Here is a 16050-nt window from a genome sequence, read left to right as displayed (position 1 = left end):
TTACTCATTTTATTCTTTATTTAAATCCGCTTCTGTAATATAAACATCCCTTGGTTTAGAACCATTAGCACCTGAAATATATCCTAATTGTTCTAGCTGATCGATAATTCTTGCCGCTCTGTTATAACCAATTTGGAAATGTCTTTGGATAAGAGAAGTAGAAATATGTCCCTCTTCAACCATAAACTCACATACATCATCAAATAAATCATCTTGTGCTTGAGTTTGTGTTTTCTTTAATAATTCTTTTTCTTCAAATAAATATTCAGGATCACGCTGTTGCTTAATAAAGTCAACAACTTCATCTATTTCGTCATCTGAAACAAATGTACCTTGAACACGTATAGGTTTATTCATACCGCTACCTAGATAAAGCATATCGCCATAACCTAATAATCTTTCAGCGCCACCACTGTCTAAAATCGTTCTAGAATCAACACTCGATGAAACCATAAATGCAATTCTAGTAGGTATATTAGCTTTAATAAGACCAGTGATTACATTCACTGATGGTCGTTGTGTAGCAACTAACATATGGATACCACAAGCTCGAGCTTTTTGAGCTATACGTGCAATTGATTGTTCTACATCTTGTGGTGCCATCATCATGAGATCAGCTAACTCATCAATAACTATAACAATTTTAGGCATTCTTTGCTCATAAGGTGCTTTTTTATTGAAAGCAGTAATATTTCTGACATGATATTGAGCAAACAATTTATAACGTTTTTCCATTTCTTCAACAGCCCATTTTAAACTTTGTGTAGCTGCTTTTACATCTGTTATTACGGGTGATACAAGATGTGGTAAATCGTTATACGGTGCAAGTTCTACCATTTTCGGATCAATGAGTAATAAACGCAATTCTTCTGGATGATTTTTATAAAGTAAAGACATTAAGATACTATTGATACATACTGATTTGCCTGACCCTGTAGCACCAGCGATAAGTGCATGAGGCGTTTTAGCGATATCCATCAATAAGGGTTCATTATTAATTCGATATCCCATTGCAACCGTAAGTTTGGACTCTGTATTTTTAAATTTAGGAGATTCAATAATTGACCTTAAATTCACTTTCGTAGGATTTTGATTTGGCACTTCAATACCTACTAAACTTGTACCTGGAATTGGTGCTTCAATTCTAATATCTTTAGCAGCTAAAGCCATTTTTATATCATCTTGTAATGCAGTGATTCTTGATACTTTAACACCTTTTTCAACAGATAATTCGAATCGAGTAACACTCGGTCCTTCTGTTACATTTTTCACTTCCGCAGGCACGTTGAAATAATATAATGCGTCATTTAATTCTTGCTTTTTATTATCTATCCAATCTTGATCTTTTTCATGTGGTTCTGGTTCTTCCAATAATTGATAGCTCGGCAATTTAATATTCGGGCCTTTACGAATACGTTGAAAATTTTGATTTGATGTACTTGAATTTGAAGTTTGTGTATCAATATTTTCACTTTCATTTGTTGAATATTGCGCCCGTTTTGAATGACTTATATTACTTTGATTGCCAGTTTCATTTGAATTGTTAGTTTTAGCATGGTTTGGGTTCTCAAAATGAAAATCATCTTGTAGCTTTTGTATTTGCTCATCGTGTTGTTTGGATGATGTTTCATGTACGCGATGATCACTTGCTGAATTAATATCATGCTCAATGCCATTAGCTTCATTACTATTAGAATCCGTTTTTCTATTAGTATTGATTTGTTTAAATTCTTCAGATTTATTAGATTCCCTGTCTTTTCTATGATTTGCATTCGCTTTTCTTTCAGGTGTAAGCTCTGGAACACTTATTTTTTTGTGTTTTTGATCCATCATTCTCTTTTTATCTGACGGTGTCATTAAAACATTAAACGGTCTACTACCACCAAAACGTTGTTTTCTTGTTTGAACTGTATCAGAATTTGAAGATTTTGATGAATTTACATTTTTTAATTTTACATTCTTATCTTGTTCTAAATAATTGTTTGTATTAGATTTAGTCTTCTCGTCACTAACTTTTGCACTTGTTGTTTCATCTAAGTGTGTAATTTCTGTATCATTTTTATCCTCATTTGGTTTAGCTCTTTCAGTGTCATTATCTACACTTGCACTGATTGCATTATCATCCATATTTGAATTAATTGATTCTGAACTAATTATATCCTCTTGGGACTTACTTTGGTTTTGTTGTCGGTTATCATCTAATTCGTGATATTCGGCATCTTCTACTTCCGAATCATCATTAGAATGATAATGATTAGATGATACTAAATCTTCATCAATTTTAGATTCAGTTTCTTCTTCATTAACTTTATATACATCTGTTGTCGCATCTAAGTCAATTTCTTCGTAGTTAAATGAAGGTGCATTATTTTTCACTTCTTTATTGTCTATGTTGCTGCTGTTTGTTTGTTTCTCAAGGCTATTAGGTGACGAATCTTGATTGCTTTCATTTTCTAAATCCAATGAACTTTCGCCTGTATAATGTTGGGCTTGCTTCGCATACATTTCATCAATAGCTTTTTGAATTGAATCTTCTTCTGACTGTTGATTTTGTTGACGTTTTTGTTGTAAGGCTTTCTTAAAACGTCGTTTCTGAAGAACTTTACGTTCTCTTTCTCTTCTGATTTCTTCTACAATTTGTGAAGCATAGATGTTTTCAATATTAATCGTATTATCTACTTTAGAATAATTTGGTGTTTTACGCTTAGTAGTTTGATAATTTGACTTTTCAACATTATGAATATTTTCTGATGATGACTCAGTTTGAGCAGTTGTTTGTTGTTTTTTCTGTTGATTTTTTTCAACATTATCATCGTTACTATTAGAAACATTTATTGACGCATCTACTGATTTCGTTGAATGTGAGACTTCATCCTTTTGAACAATCTCTTTATCATTTAATTCCTTATCTTCTGGTGGTATGACACCATTCTCAATCGGTCTTCGTTTTTTTGTACCAAAAATCGCTGAGGGTACTTCACTTGATTTAAAACCATGATTTAAATATGTAAATCCAGGAGATGTCGACGTATTCTTAGTGTTTGCTTTGTTTTTAATATTTTCAGATTGTATTGATTTGCGTTGTTGTGAAGATTTCTGATTGTCGTTTTGATTAAAAACACTGTTATTATTTGTATAATTATTATCTGCAAATTGCTTTTGCTGTGTAATCTTAGATTGATTGTGTTTTGAATACGCTTGGCGACGGCGTCGATGTCTTTTACCAGTAGAAACAAAATCAAGGTTATCATGCTGGTTATATGAACTCATCGTATCATTTGTTTCTTCTTGGCTATGTTCATTATAACTTTCATTTTTTTGCGTATATTCATTTTCAGAAACTTGTATAGGGAATCTAAATTTACCTCTTGGTCGACTATAAATATCATTATTTTGAGGCAGTAATGAGTCTTGATTATTTTGTTTTGATTGCTGAGACTGACGTCTATTTTTATTTTTGCGTAACAAATCGTCATTCGAACCGTTGTCATCGCCAAATAATTTATCAAACCAGCTCATAATTACACTACCTTTCTTAGTTATTCAAAAAATGCCTGACCAATATCATAGTCATCATTAAGTACCATAATTCCTTTTTCTTTAGGAGCATTAGGCAAATTTAATTCTTTCATTGAGCAAATCATACCACTAGAATCCACCCCACGTAATTGGGCATCTTTGATTACCATGCCACTTGGCATAACGGCTCCAACTTTTGCAACAACGACCTTCTGACCAGATTCTACATTTGGAGCCCCACAAACAATTTGAAGTTTTTCAGTACCAACATTTACATTTAACACACTTAGTTTGTCTGCATTAGGGTGTTTTTCTTTAGTTTCTACGTAACCCACTACAAATTTAGGCGATACATCAGTATCAAGTTGATAATCAAAACCTGCTTCAGTAATTAGTTGTTGGAAATCTTTGATTAATTCAGTAGTTAGTTTAATATGTCCATTATCATTTATTGTCACATTGTTAGACACACGAAATATATTATAACCTACGACCTTATTTTCTTTTTTTATTTCTACCACATTCTGTTTTTGCTCATATTCAAAAGGGCCAACTGAAGGTTCAATTTGAATAAATGCAACATCTCCAACACCTTTAGGATTGTAAAATAAGTTCATTTATAAAACTCCATTTCTTTCATTAATCTTTTTTGAATTTTTTTCTGTTAGCTTCTAAACGTTGAATAACGTTAGGGTCTCTTTTTTGTTTATTATTTTTTCCCAAAATAAATATTGGCTCTAGATGTCCGTTATCATAACCAAATGATAAAGAAGTAATCGGAACAAGTCCTTTAGTAAAGAATTCCATAGTCAAATGAGCCATAACATCATAACCTGTTTTATTTCTAATATCCGCAAGAATTAATACATCTTGATGTGGCACACCAACAAGCATTTCACCTTCACATTGGTGTTGAATATGATTTAAAAAAGAAGTATTTAAAATACGACTTGCATCATATCCATCATTTGTGTTGATAAAGTAAAAAATATTACCTTTAACTTCATCCGTACTATAGCGACACTCTAACTTACGAACATTAAATAGTGACATTTCTTTCACTTGTTGAGCAGTTAAATTTAATGTTTGTAACATATTTTCATCTATTAGCCGATAAGATTTTCCTAAATCAAGAGCGTAATATATATTAGTTTCAGCAGTATGTTCTGTTAACACAAATGCATGACCTTCTTTAGTTTCTTTATCGAAACTTGTAGCTCTTATAACCGGCATAATTTGTATGTCCTCAACATTATTTATCTCTTCATCACCCATCTGAGCGATTGCTTCCTCGACATAATAACAAATTTCATCTATAATCTTTTCTTTTTGTTCTTCGTATTTTGCGACGATAGCGTTAAGTTTAATCGTTACACCTTTGTGATTGTCAATTCTTACAATACGTAACGTTTCTTCTTCTCTATCAAACTTGAATTCTACGTCTAATTGTTTTAAACGCGCTTTCAATTTATCTCTCATTTGGAAGACATTCATTATTAACACTCCCTATTTTCGCACCTTTTTACAGTTTACAATAAATAATGTTGAGTTAACAGAAAAAACTCAGATAATCACATTAATTTGTTATTATAAATTAATGTAGATTTGCTGAGTCATTTTCTGACTAATTATTAAATGTGTTGAGATAAAAATTGATCAATTTGATCAATTGATTTTCTCTCTTTACCTATATAACTTCCTAAAAGTTGACCTTCTTTAAAGATAAGAAAACTAGGAATACCTAAAATATCATTTTGAACACAAATATCTATAAATTGATCTCTATCTACAGACACAAATTGTAATTGACTGTATTTTTTCTCTAATTTAGGTAAATCCGGTTCAATCACCTTACAATCTGGACACCATTCAGCAGTGAATTCAAATACTGTATACCCTTTTTTTAATTCTTCAAATTGTTGTTCTGATTCAAGTTTAATCATAAATGTCAAATTTCCTTTCCATATTGTAATTGTTGAATTTGTTCACTTGTTAAATGAATAATACTTTCTTTTAACAAGTGACGTGCAGCAAAATAATCTCTAATATCAAACACCGCATCTGTACTATGAATATAACGTGCACACACTCCAATAACAGCTGTTGGTATACCTTCATTCGCTTTATGAATCTCCCCACCATCTGTACCACCAGGTGATATATAATATTGATATGCAATCTGATTTTCTTGTGCTAGCTTAAGGAGATAATCTCTAAATATTGGTTTAAGTATCATAGTACCATCTTTGATACGAATTAAAGTCCCTTCCCCTAACATACCAGAAAGTTGTTGTTTACCTTTGATATCATTTGCAGGGGAACAATCGACAACGAATGCAATATCAGGATTAATTTGCTTTGCGGCAGCTTTAGCTCCTCTAAGACCAACTTCTTCTTGTACATTGGCACCAACATATAAATCAACATCTAGTTGAACGTCTTTTAATAATTCTAATATCTCAATAGCTAAGACACAACCATATCTATTGTCCCAGGCTTTCGCGCTATATCTGTTATTTGACAACTGAGTCATTATTGTGTGAGGAACTATTGTATCACCAACCTCCACACCCCGATTGCGTACTTCTTCTGATGAAGAGGCACCAATATCTAACATTAAATCTTTGATTTGAGGTATGCTTTCATTTCCTGTTCTAAAATGTTTAGGAATATTAGCAACTACTCCGATAATTTCTTTACCGCACCTATTTTTTATCTTTAACCTTTGCCCTTGCCAAATATCATTAGCTACGCCACCTAAATTTGTAAATTGAATCATTCCATTATCATTAATATGAGTAATCATAAAACCTATTTCATCCATATGTGCTGCTATCATAACTCGAGGTGCGTTTTCTTTATTTGATTTTTTTATTCCATAGAAACCACCCATCTTATTTTGAATAAACTTATCCACGAACGGTTCCATTTCACTCTTCATATAACTTCTCACTTCATCTTCAAAACCGGGTGCTCCATGAAGTTCTGTTAATATTTTAATTCGTTCCAATGTTTTTGAGTTATCAATAGTCATATAAATTCTCACTCCTTATGCTTAATTATATCATCTTCAATATGGTAAACTAATGATATGAATTATGTAAGAGGAGAATTTGTGATGAAGTCAGTTAATTTTAAAAAAATAACCATATTGTTTTTTTCTACAGCTTTTTTAATATTAATCTTTTCTCTCATTTTTTTGACGAAGAAAAAACTGTATAACGCCGAATTATTACTTAATGAAGTCAAAACTTATTTTAGAGAAGTAAAAGGTTCCTATATTGTGCAAGAACCAATTGTTTTAGAAAATATAAATCAGAACCAACCAATATACCAAGGTGGCATCACAGTATTAAAAAATGACCATCTTATTAATTATGAGTTTTATGCAGATGCTGTGTCAGGACAAATTATTGACATTATTGAACTCTGAGTCAAAATTGATATTATATAATAACAAAACCCTATCACAATAACTTCGCCCCAAATGAATTTATATTTAAAATCATTTGGGGCTTTTTGTAAAAAAACCAACTTTCATGATAATTTTAAACATAAAAGTTGGTTTGATATTAATCATAAGTTACTTATTCTATTCAAAACATTTATGAAATTTAGCTTCCATTCGATAAATACGAGATCCCTTTTCAGAGAATTTCTTCTCATATTCTGTCACAATATTATCTTCATCATCTTCATCGTGTAAATTTAAATTCATTTTAGTAAAATACATTCCAAATTGCGACATACTTTCTATACTAAATGCGAACAAACCACGATTATCAGTTTTAAAATGAATTTCACCGTCATCTTTAAGTATTTGTTTATATAATGCAAGGTATGTATGATACGTTAGACGTCTTTTTGCATGACGCTTTTTAGGCCAAGGATCTGAAAAATTTAAGTAAATTCTAGATATTTCATTATCTTGAAAATACTCATTAAGCTCAATAGCATCATTACAAATCATTTTTAAATTTTTTAGGCCCATCTCTTTAGTTTTATCAAGAACTTTGTACATCACACTTTTTTCACGTTCCATTGATACAAAATTAATCTCTGGATATTGTGCTGCTAATGTTGTTATAAATTGTCCCATTCCTGAACCAATTTCAATATAAATCGGTTGTTCTTTTTCGAACCACTCAGACATTTTACCAGCGTGAGCACCGTCCATGTCTACTAAATCAGGATGGTTCTTTAAATAATCTTCGGCCCACGGTTTGTAACGAACTCTCATCATTAATTACTCCTTATATAAATAAGTTACTTTTCATTACTTCATTTAAAAATTTCAGCCATGTATTCATATCTTTATAGCGTTTTTGTTCTTCATACCACTGAATGAGACCAATTGCTTGAATAACTGTGTACCATTTCATACGTTTATTCAAATTGACACTTTCTTCAACGCCATAAGTTTTAAACCACTGAGACCATTTGTTTTGAGGAACGTAATTGTAAAGCAGCATACCAATGTCAATCGCTGGGTCTGCAATCATTGCACCTTCCCAATCCACAAGGTAAAGTTCATCACGATCTGATAATAACCAGTTGTTATGATTAACATCTCCATGTACAACAGTAAAGAAACGTGCGTCTAAATTCGGTATATGATCTTCAAGATAGGTTAAAGCTCTTCTCACAACATGATGCGTTAAAACTTCTCTTGAAAGTGATGCGTTAATTTTATTCAACATAATTTCAGGCGTAATAGGTTCCATCTCCATACGCTTTAACATTGTTAATAAAGGTCTTGAACCATGAATTTTATGTAGTAGTTCAGCAACTCTGGTTTGATTCATTTCATCTTCATTTAATTCTCTACCATTTTTCCAATGCTGAGCTGTTACTACTTCACCTGTTTCAATACGTTTCGTCCAAACAAGTTTAGGTACAATACCTTCTGCAGATAGCGCAGCAATAAAAGGATTTGAATTGCGTTTTAAAAATAATTTTTGTCCATCTTGTTCAGCCATATATGCTTCACCAGAAGCACCTCCTGCTGAATCAAGTGTCCACCCTAACTGATAAAACTGCTCCAACACGTTCACCTCACTTTCAACTAGAAAATGGCTCAAGAAATAGTTTTTCTGAGCCATATATTCTAATTTTTACAAAGCGTTTGTTTTTTACGCTTTACATTTAATTTGTTAACAGTTTATGTGAGCTATTTAAGTCAATATTTAGTCCCATCTTAATTCGACTTATTTAAGTCCGTTCATAATTTATCACTCATAAAAGATTTTATAATTTTTAGGGTTACATTTCAACTAAAAATCAGAAACAAAAAGATACATTTTACTAGTCTAATGTCTCTTTGATTTCTAAATCGCTTTATTATAAATTATAACACATTATCAGATCAGATTTTCGGTGAAATAAGACAATTATTTTAAATTTTCATCCTCAAACTATAAATTTAAAAATTCTAAATACTATGTGATTGAATATACTTTTCAAATCCTTGTTGTAATTGGCGTGTTATAGTACCAACTTGTCCATCTTTAACATTTTCACCATCAATTTTTGTAATTGGCATAACTTCTGCAGAAGTACTAGAAATGATAACTTCATCAGCATTTTTAAGAAATTCTACTGTAAATGTTTCTTCTTTGAATGGTATTTGTTCATCCTCTGCTATCCACTTTATGACACGGCGAGTAATTCCGTTCAATATAAAATTATTGACAGGATGCGTGTATATTACTCCATCTTTAATTGCGTAAACATTACTAGATGCACCCTCAGTGACAATATCACTTCGGTGTTGTATAGCCTCTGCAGCATTATATTTAACAGCATATTCTTTAGCTAATACATTACCTAATAAATTTAAACTTTTAATATCACAACGTAACCATCTAATATCTTCAGTTGTAATGGCATAAACACCTTGTTCTAATTCTTCATAAGGTCTATCATAACTTTTCGTAAACGCCATAATAACAGGTTTTACAGGTGGTGTTGGAAATGAATGATTTCGAGGAGCAGCACCACGGGTAGCTTGTATATAAATACCGCCATTCACAACGTTATTTTCTTTTAATAATCGACGTACTAATTCAATTAATTCCTCGATAGTAAAATTTAAATCTAGACCTATTTCTTCAGCACTTCTTAAAAATCTTTCAAAATGTTCTTTAACGGTAAACAATTTCCCATCATATGCACGGATATATTCATAGATTCCGTCCCCAAACACGTATCCTCGGTCTTCGTATGAAACCTTAGCATCCTCTTCATTAACAAATTCACCATTTATAAAAACTTTTGTCATAAATTAATCCTCCACACATAAAGCGTAAATAGCTTCTAAATAAATACTTGTTGCATTGATCAATTGCTTTTTAGTTATATACTCATTTTTTTGATGCATTAAATCTTCTGAATCTGCAAACATCGCACCAAATGCGACACCCTTATCTAAATTTCTCGCATATGTTCCTCCACCAATCGTATATGGTTCAGTCATATCACCTGTTTGATTTCTATATGCGTTTACAAGTGTTTTTACAAATGGGTCATTTTTATCAACATAATGCGGTTTTTGAACTTTACCAAGTTCTAAGCTAAAACCTAGTTCATTAATTTCGCTTCTAAATCTTTCAATTGCGTCTTCAAATTTAAATCCTTCGGGATATCTTAGATTAACACCATAACGGCCTGCTTTTTCTTTATCATAACTGATAACCCCGATATTAGTAGTGACATCTCCCATAATATCTGTATGGAACTTCATACCCATTTTTTCACCAAAGTGAGATTCAAATAAGTATCGCTCATTGAATTCTACGAAATCTTTTGCGCTTTTATTTAGATTAAGACTTGCTAAAAATTTAAGTAAAAACAATCCTGCATTAACACCTAAAGATGGATCCATGCCATGAACTGCTTTACCTTCAACTGTTAATATTAAAATACCACTGTCAACTGTACTTTCACCCTGCAGTTGATTTTGTTGTAAAAAGTTTTCAAAGTTTTGAATGACATCTGTCATATTTTCTTTGACGAGCACTTCTGCTTTAGCGTAATCAGGAACCATATTGTATCTTTGACCAGATTCAAATTTTAATAACTCATAGTCAGGTTCATCTGTATCTTCCGTCACTTCATTTTGTACTAAATCAAAGGTTGTTATACCCTTTTCACCATGTATAGCTGGGAATTCTGCATCTGGTGCAAAACCTAAGGCAGGCATTTCTTCTGTTTTGAAATATCTGTCTGTACATTTCCAATCTGATTCCTCATCAGTTCCGATAATAATGTGTATACGTTTTTTCCAATCTACCTTCATCTCATTTAAAATTTTAACTGCATAATAGGCAGCAATGGTTGGTCCTTTATCATCCAGTGTCCCTCTGGCTATAATTGCATTGTCTGTCACTACTGGTTGGAATGGATTTGAATCCCATCCATCGCCTGCCGGTACTACATCGACATGACATAAAATACCTAATACCTCTTCTCCTTTACCAGCTTCAATTCTACCAGCTATATGATCAACATCATGGGCTGAAAAACCATCTCTTTTACCTAGCTTGTACATGTAATCAAGAGCTTCTCTCGGTCCTGGTCCCACAGGTGCATCAGCTGTGGCTTTAGAATCATCTCTGATGCTTTCTATAGATAGTAAGCCTTTAAGATCTTCAATCATTTGATTTTCGTACTCTAGAACCTTTTCTTTCCACATTCGAGATCAACTTCCTTTTTTCTAAGTTATGTTCCATTTTACATGATGTTTAAAAGAAACTACAGTAAGATGTCAGAAAAATAACTTAATTTTTATTAATAAGTTGCGACTAAAAGATTAACTTATAGTTTAAAAAATATAAAAAAGCCTAGGTACAAGTTAATGTCCTAGACTTCTCTTATTCTTAACAATCGTTAAACGGATTGAAAATAAACTTATAACGCTTATGTTTAAAACTAATCTTTGTTATCGCTATGGAACAACGAATTCAAATTCTGTTCCACTAAAGTTAAAATGTATAACTATTCTTTTTTATCTTGTAATGCATTTTTATTATTTTTTAAGTCATCTTCAGTAACAACTCTTAAATTATTATTGGCAGTTGCGCCACCTTCAGCATCGAATTTTCCTTCTTCGATATCATCTTGAGTCTGATCATTTTTGCCAATAATTTTAGACTTTTCTTCTTCTAAAAATTCTTTAGGATTACTTTTGATACGTTCAACATAGTCTTTAGGGTTCTTCTTAACTTCTTGAATTGTTTCATTAGCTTTATTACCTATTTGAGTTGCTAAATCTTTAGCGCTAGATTTATATGATTCAGGATCTTCTTTATATTTATTATATTCTTGTTTAAGTTTATCTCGACTTTCTTTACGTGATAATGCTACAGCAGTAATAGCACCACCAATGCCTAATGCAACTTTAAATAAATTAGTACTTTTTCCCATTTTACATCTCTCCTTTGTTAGTTTTTAAGGTTATCAAAATCCAATTGTGTTAACAAACGATAACTACCTAAATCTAAATTATGGTCTAGTTCTAGTTCAGCAATCTTTATGCGTTTCAATTCTAATACCTCATTTTCGATACTATGAAACATTCTTTTAACTTGATGATATTTTCCTTCGTAAATGGTGACATGTGATACATAATCATCAACTTTCTTTAAAATTGCAGGCTTTAATTTTCCATCTGATAATTCTATTCCGGATTTAAATTCATCAATATCAAATTGAGTTATTGGGTGTTTTGAATAGACTTCATAAGTCTTTGAAACATGCTTATTGGGATTCATTACTTCATGATTAAACTGCCCATCATTTGTAACTAGGAGTAATCCTTCTGTATCTTTGTCCAAACGTCCGACCGGAAAAATATTTAAATGTGCGTATTCAGGTATCAAATCAATAATAGTAGGATGCAACTCATCTTCTGTAGCTGAAATATAACCTTTTGGTTTGTTTAACATGATATACACTTTGTCAATATAACTTACTACTTCATCATTTACCATTATCTCATCAGAATTAGGATTAACATGAAGTTTAGGTGACTTAACTTTATTTTGGTTGACCTTAACAGCTCCTTTTTTGAGTAACTGTTTAACTTCTGATCGCGTTCCAACGCCCATATTAGCTAGAAATTTATCTAATCTCATCGCAATATCTTCACTTTACGTCTTATTTTAGTGGGAATATCACCTAAAAATTCATCAGCTAATCTAGTCTTGATTGTAATACCACCATAAATGATTGCTCCTACAATGACACCAATTGCAACAATAATCAAGTAATTAAATCTAGTTGGTTCCAAGAATAATCTTAAAATGAAGAAAATCACCTCAACCCCAATCATCATGATGATTGAAATTAGAATAATCTTAGCTAAATGTATCCAACTGTAACTAAATTTAAAGTTTGCGTATTTTTTAAGAATATAGAAATTGCAACAAATTGCAAATAATAAAGCTATTGCTGTACTTAATACAGCGCCAGGTGTGTGTAATAACATAATTAAAGGATAATTCAGAATTAATTTAATTAAAACAGATCCTAAAATAACAAAAACCGTTAATTTTTGTTTATCGATACCCTGTAACATTGATGCTGTAACACTTAATAATGAAATTAAAATTGCAACAGGAGCATAGTAAAATAATAATCTACTTCCATCGAAATTTGGATCGTGACCGTGAACAACTGGATCAAAACCATAAAATACTGTGAATAAAGGTTGCGCTAATGCCATGATCCCAATACTAGCTGGAACAGTAATAAACATTAAAACTCCAATCGAAGTTCTAATTTGTCGATGCATCTCTGCATATCTACCTTCTTCATAGGTTTTAGTTATAAATGGTATTAAACTGACAGCAAATCCAGCACTTAATGATGTTGGAATCATTACAATTTTGTTTGTAGACATGTTTAACATGTTAAAGAATATATCTTGCAAACCAGGTTTGACACCTACAAGGTTAAGCGCACCATTATGAGTAAACTGATCAACCAAATTAAATAGTGGAAAATTCAAACTTACTATGACAAATGGAATGCTATAAGCAATAATTTCTTTGTACATTTTCCCGTATGAAACATTTAAATTTGCTGTATCTGAGTCGACCATATTTTTAATATTATTTCTTCTTTTAATCCAGTAATACCATAATGTAAGTATTCCTGCGATTGCACCTATTGCCGCTGCAAACGTTGCAATACCGTTCGCCTGAAGAACTGTACCTCCAAATACATTGAGCGTTAAATAACTACCTACTAAAATAAATACAATTCTTGCAATTTGTTCTGTAACTTCTGATACTGCAGTAGGTCCCATCGATTTGTATCCTTGAAATATACCTCTCCAAGTTGCGAGAACTGGAATAAATATAACTACCATACTTATTATTCTAATAATCCAAGTGATATCAGCAACTGTCCACCCATTCTTACCATGAGTATTACGTGATAAAGTTAGTTCGGCTATGTATGGTGCTAATAAATATAAAACTAGGAAACCTACAATACCAGTAATACTCATGACTACAAAACTTGATTTATAAAACTTCTGACTGACCTTATATGCACCCAGTGCATTATATTTAGCAACATATTTTGACGCGGCAAGCGGAACACCTGCTGTTGCTATAGCTATAGCTATATTGTATGGTGCATAAGCATAAGTAAAAGGTGCCATGTTGGCTTGTCCACCTATTAAAGCAGTAAACGGAATAATAAATAAGACACCTAATACTTTTGTAATTAAAATACTTATTGTAATTAAAAAGGTTCCACGAACCATTTCTTTACTTTCACTCATAACCTATCTTCCTATCTTAATAATTATTAATGCTTGTCAGTTCTATTTTTACTGTTAAACACATTATCTTGCATTACTTTAAAATATATCACAAAATAATAGTTGTTTGTCCTATAAAGATAACTTTAATTAAAATCGATATGACTTTAAAAGACTCTCAACTTCAATTTTAATATTATTTGCCAAGTTTTATATTATAATTATTATCTTAAGCTCTGTCATCCTATTCCATTTACAATAATTAAGATAAAAAAGTGTGGAGGTTATCATTATGTATCAAACAATTGTTATCGGAGGCGGCCCTAGTGGGGCTATGGCTGCAGTTGCTGCAAGTGAAAAAAATGAATCAGTTTTATTAATCGAAAAGAAAAAAGGTCTTGGACGAAAACTAAAAATCTCAGGTGGTGGTCGTTGCAACGTAACTAATAGACTTCCGTATGATGAAATCATAAAAAATATTCCGGGTAATGGTAAATTCCTATATAGCCCTTTCTCAGTTTTTGATAATCTTTCTATTATAAATTTTTTTGAAACCCGTGGAGTCAAACTTAAAGAAGAAGATCATGGTAGAATGTTCCCAGTTTCAAATAAATCTCAAGATGTTGTTGATGTGCTTATTAACCAGCTCAAAGAGAATCATGTTGAGATTAAGGAAGAAACACCAGTTGTCAGTGTTTCGTATGACCATAATTTTAAAGTTAAAACACAAATAGGTGAATTTGAAAGTCACAGTTTAATTATTGCTACAGGAGGTACATCAGTGCCTCAAACCGGTTCTACTGGAGATGGTTACAAATTTGCAAAATCTCTAGGTCATTCTATAACAGAATTATTCCCTACTGAAGTACCTATCACTTCTTCAGAAACTTTTATCAAATCAAATCGCTTAAAAGGGTTAAGTTTAAAAGATGTTAATTTATCGGTTTTAAAGAAAAATGGTAAAAAAAGAGTAAGTCATCAAATGGATATGATATTCACACATTTTGGAATTAGTGGTCCTGCTGCTCTTAGATGCAGTCAGTTTGTTTATAAAGAGCAGAAAAATCAAAAAAAGAAAAATATCCAAATGCAATTAGATGTTTTCCCTGAACTAAACGTAGATCAACTATTTCAAAAAGTGAGAAAAATACTTAAAGCAGAACCAGATAAATATATTAAAAATAGTTTGCGTGGAATAATAGAAGAGCGATATTTATTATTTATTCTCGAACAATCTGGTATTCATGATGAAATGACTGCACATCATTTATCAAACCAACAGTTTCAAACTTTTGTTAATCTTCTAAAGACTTTTACCTTTACAGTAGATGGTACACTTCCATTAGACAAAGCTTTTGTGACAGGTGGCGGTATTTCTTTAAAAGAAATAGAACCCAAAACTATGATGTCCAAATTAGTGCCAGGATTATTTTTATGTGGCGAAGTCCTAGATATTCATGGATACACTGGAGGTTATAATATAACAAGTGCATTAGTTACGGGTCATGTTGCTGGAATGTTTGCCGGTGAATTTAAAATAGATAAAAACAAATAATTTTATTAATATAATACAAATTAGCATAAGCTATAAAGTACTTGATAATAATCAAATACTTTATAGCAATTTTTTTATATTAGACACGTCTAGATTGTACATACACTAATTCATAAAATATATTTCTTCATATTTTCACAAGATAACTACCACAAATATAAGTAAAATGATATGCTAGATTTTTATTATTTAATAGCTTATATGT

Annotated in this window: 14 protein-coding genes; 2 read left to right on the top strand and 12 right to left on the bottom strand. The window is 31.5% G+C overall.

What is annotated here, in order from left to right:
* Positions 1-9 precede the first annotated feature (9 nt).
* From HMPREF3241_RS03940 to HMPREF3241_RS03920, 5 genes are all read right to left on the bottom strand, one after another.
* Positions 10-3519: a DNA translocase FtsK gene (locus HMPREF3241_RS03940; protein WP_070853472.1), complete on the bottom strand. Its 3510-nt coding sequence runs from the start codon at positions 3517-3519 to the stop codon at positions 10-12.
* A gap of 20 nt (positions 3520-3539) precedes the next feature.
* A complete protein-coding gene (gene ytpR / locus HMPREF3241_RS03935) occupies positions 3540-4136 on the bottom strand; it encodes a YtpR family tRNA-binding protein (protein ID WP_002446696.1) in 597 nt (198 codons plus the stop codon).
* A 22-nt stretch (positions 4137-4158) separates the two neighbouring features.
* Positions 4159-5013, bottom strand: a complete 855-nt coding sequence (locus HMPREF3241_RS03930; RefSeq protein ID WP_002457840.1) for a DUF1444 domain-containing protein — start codon at positions 5011-5013, stop codon at positions 4159-4161.
* Between the two features lie 137 nt (positions 5014-5150).
* Positions 5151-5462 (bottom strand): thioredoxin family protein, encoded by a 312-nt coding sequence (locus HMPREF3241_RS03925; protein WP_002446698.1) that lies wholly within the window; start codon positions 5460-5462, stop codon positions 5151-5153.
* 5 nt (positions 5463-5467) lie between these two features.
* Positions 5468-6553, bottom strand: a complete 1086-nt coding sequence (locus tag HMPREF3241_RS03920; RefSeq protein ID WP_070592812.1) for a M42 family metallopeptidase — start codon at positions 6551-6553, stop codon at positions 5468-5470.
* 84 nt (positions 6554-6637) lie between these two features.
* Here HMPREF3241_RS03920 and HMPREF3241_RS03915 point away from each other — a divergent pair, with 84 nt between their 5' ends.
* Complete coding sequence (locus HMPREF3241_RS03915; protein WP_002474691.1) at positions 6638-6952, top strand: PepSY domain-containing protein; 315 nt, start codon at positions 6638-6640, stop codon at positions 6950-6952.
* A gap of 159 nt (positions 6953-7111) precedes the next feature.
* On the opposite strand, the gene trmB is transcribed toward HMPREF3241_RS03915, so the two are convergent.
* From trmB to HMPREF3241_RS03880, 7 genes are all read right to left on the bottom strand, one after another.
* A complete protein-coding gene (trmB, locus tag HMPREF3241_RS03910) occupies positions 7112-7759 on the bottom strand; it encodes a tRNA (guanosine(46)-N7)-methyltransferase TrmB (RefSeq protein ID WP_002457843.1) in 648 nt (215 codons plus the stop codon).
* A 13-nt stretch (positions 7760-7772) separates the two neighbouring features.
* Complete coding sequence (locus HMPREF3241_RS03905; protein ID WP_070853471.1) at positions 7773-8564, bottom strand: phosphotransferase family protein; 792 nt, start codon at positions 8562-8564, stop codon at positions 7773-7775.
* A gap of 386 nt (positions 8565-8950) precedes the next feature.
* Complete coding sequence (dat, locus tag HMPREF3241_RS03900) at positions 8951-9799, bottom strand: D-amino-acid transaminase (protein ID WP_002474955.1); 849 nt, start codon at positions 9797-9799, stop codon at positions 8951-8953.
* Between the two features lie 3 nt (positions 9800-9802).
* Complete coding sequence (pepV, locus tag HMPREF3241_RS03895; protein WP_002486735.1) at positions 9803-11212, bottom strand: dipeptidase PepV; 1410 nt, start codon at positions 11210-11212, stop codon at positions 9803-9805.
* Positions 11213-11514: 302 nt separating this feature from the next.
* Positions 11515-11943, bottom strand: coding sequence for a YtxH domain-containing protein (locus HMPREF3241_RS03890; protein ID WP_002457847.1), 429 nt, complete (start codon positions 11941-11943; stop codon positions 11515-11517).
* 17 nt (positions 11944-11960) lie between these two features.
* Positions 11961-12653 (bottom strand): pseudouridine synthase, encoded by a 693-nt coding sequence (locus HMPREF3241_RS03885; RefSeq protein ID WP_002446706.1) that lies wholly within the window; start codon positions 12651-12653, stop codon positions 11961-11963.
* A complete protein-coding gene (locus HMPREF3241_RS03880; protein WP_002457848.1) occupies positions 12650-14311 on the bottom strand; it encodes a putative polysaccharide biosynthesis protein in 1662 nt (553 codons plus the stop codon). The genes HMPREF3241_RS03885 and HMPREF3241_RS03880 overlap by 4 nt, the downstream gene beginning before the upstream one ends.
* Before the next feature lie 271 nt (positions 14312-14582).
* Between HMPREF3241_RS03880 and HMPREF3241_RS03875 the strand changes: the two genes are divergently transcribed.
* Complete coding sequence (locus HMPREF3241_RS03875; RefSeq protein WP_002457849.1) at positions 14583-15845, top strand: BaiN/RdsA family NAD(P)/FAD-dependent oxidoreductase; 1263 nt, start codon at positions 14583-14585, stop codon at positions 15843-15845.
* The last annotated feature ends 205 nt before the right edge of the window (positions 15846-16050 follow it).

It is taken from the genome of Staphylococcus sp. HMSC34G04 (genome assembly GCF_001838765.1).
GTDB lineage: Bacteria > Bacillota > Bacilli > Staphylococcales > Staphylococcaceae > Staphylococcus > Staphylococcus epidermidis.
The sequence above is the reverse complement of the archived record's forward strand: the minus strand, read 5'-3'. Positions and strand labels throughout refer to the sequence as shown.

Bases quoted from the DNA above. Each gene is read 5' to 3' on its own strand.
- HMPREF3241_RS03940 (WP_070853472.1), bottom strand. From the start codon at position 3,519: ATGAGCTGGTTTGATAAATTATTTGGCGATGACAACGGTTCGAATGAC.
- ytpR (WP_002446696.1), bottom strand. From the start codon at position 4,136: ATGAACTTATTTTACAATCCTAAAGGTGTTGGAGATGTTGCATTTATT.
- HMPREF3241_RS03930 (WP_002457840.1), bottom strand. From the start codon at position 5,013: ATGAATGTCTTCCAAATGAGAGATAAATTGAAAGCGCGTTTAAAACAA.
- HMPREF3241_RS03925 (WP_002446698.1), bottom strand. From the start codon at position 5,462: ATGATTAAACTTGAATCAGAACAACAATTTGAAGAATTAAAAAAAGGG.
- HMPREF3241_RS03920 (WP_070592812.1), bottom strand. From the start codon at position 6,553: ATGACTATTGATAACTCAAAAACATTGGAACGAATTAAAATATTAACA.
- HMPREF3241_RS03915 (WP_002474691.1), top strand. From the start codon at position 6,638: ATGAAGTCAGTTAATTTTAAAAAAATAACCATATTGTTTTTTTCTACA.
- trmB (WP_002457843.1), bottom strand. From the start codon at position 7,759: ATGAGAGTTCGTTACAAACCGTGGGCCGAAGATTATTTAAAGAACCAT.
- dat (WP_002474955.1), bottom strand. From the start codon at position 9,799: ATGACAAAAGTTTTTATAAATGGTGAATTTGTTAATGAAGAGGATGCT.
- pepV (WP_002486735.1), bottom strand. From the start codon at position 11,212: ATGTGGAAAGAAAAGGTTCTAGAGTACGAAAATCAAATGATTGAAGAT.
- HMPREF3241_RS03890 (WP_002457847.1), bottom strand. From the start codon at position 11,943: ATGGGAAAAAGTACTAATTTATTTAAAGTTGCATTAGGCATTGGTGGT.
- HMPREF3241_RS03885 (WP_002446706.1), bottom strand. From the start codon at position 12,653: ATGAGATTAGATAAATTTCTAGCTAATATGGGCGTTGGAACGCGATCA.
- HMPREF3241_RS03880 (WP_002457848.1), bottom strand. From the start codon at position 14,311: ATGAGTGAAAGTAAAGAAATGGTTCGTGGAACCTTTTTAATTACAATA.
- HMPREF3241_RS03875 (WP_002457849.1), top strand. From the start codon at position 14,583: ATGTATCAAACAATTGTTATCGGAGGCGGCCCTAGTGGGGCTATGGCT.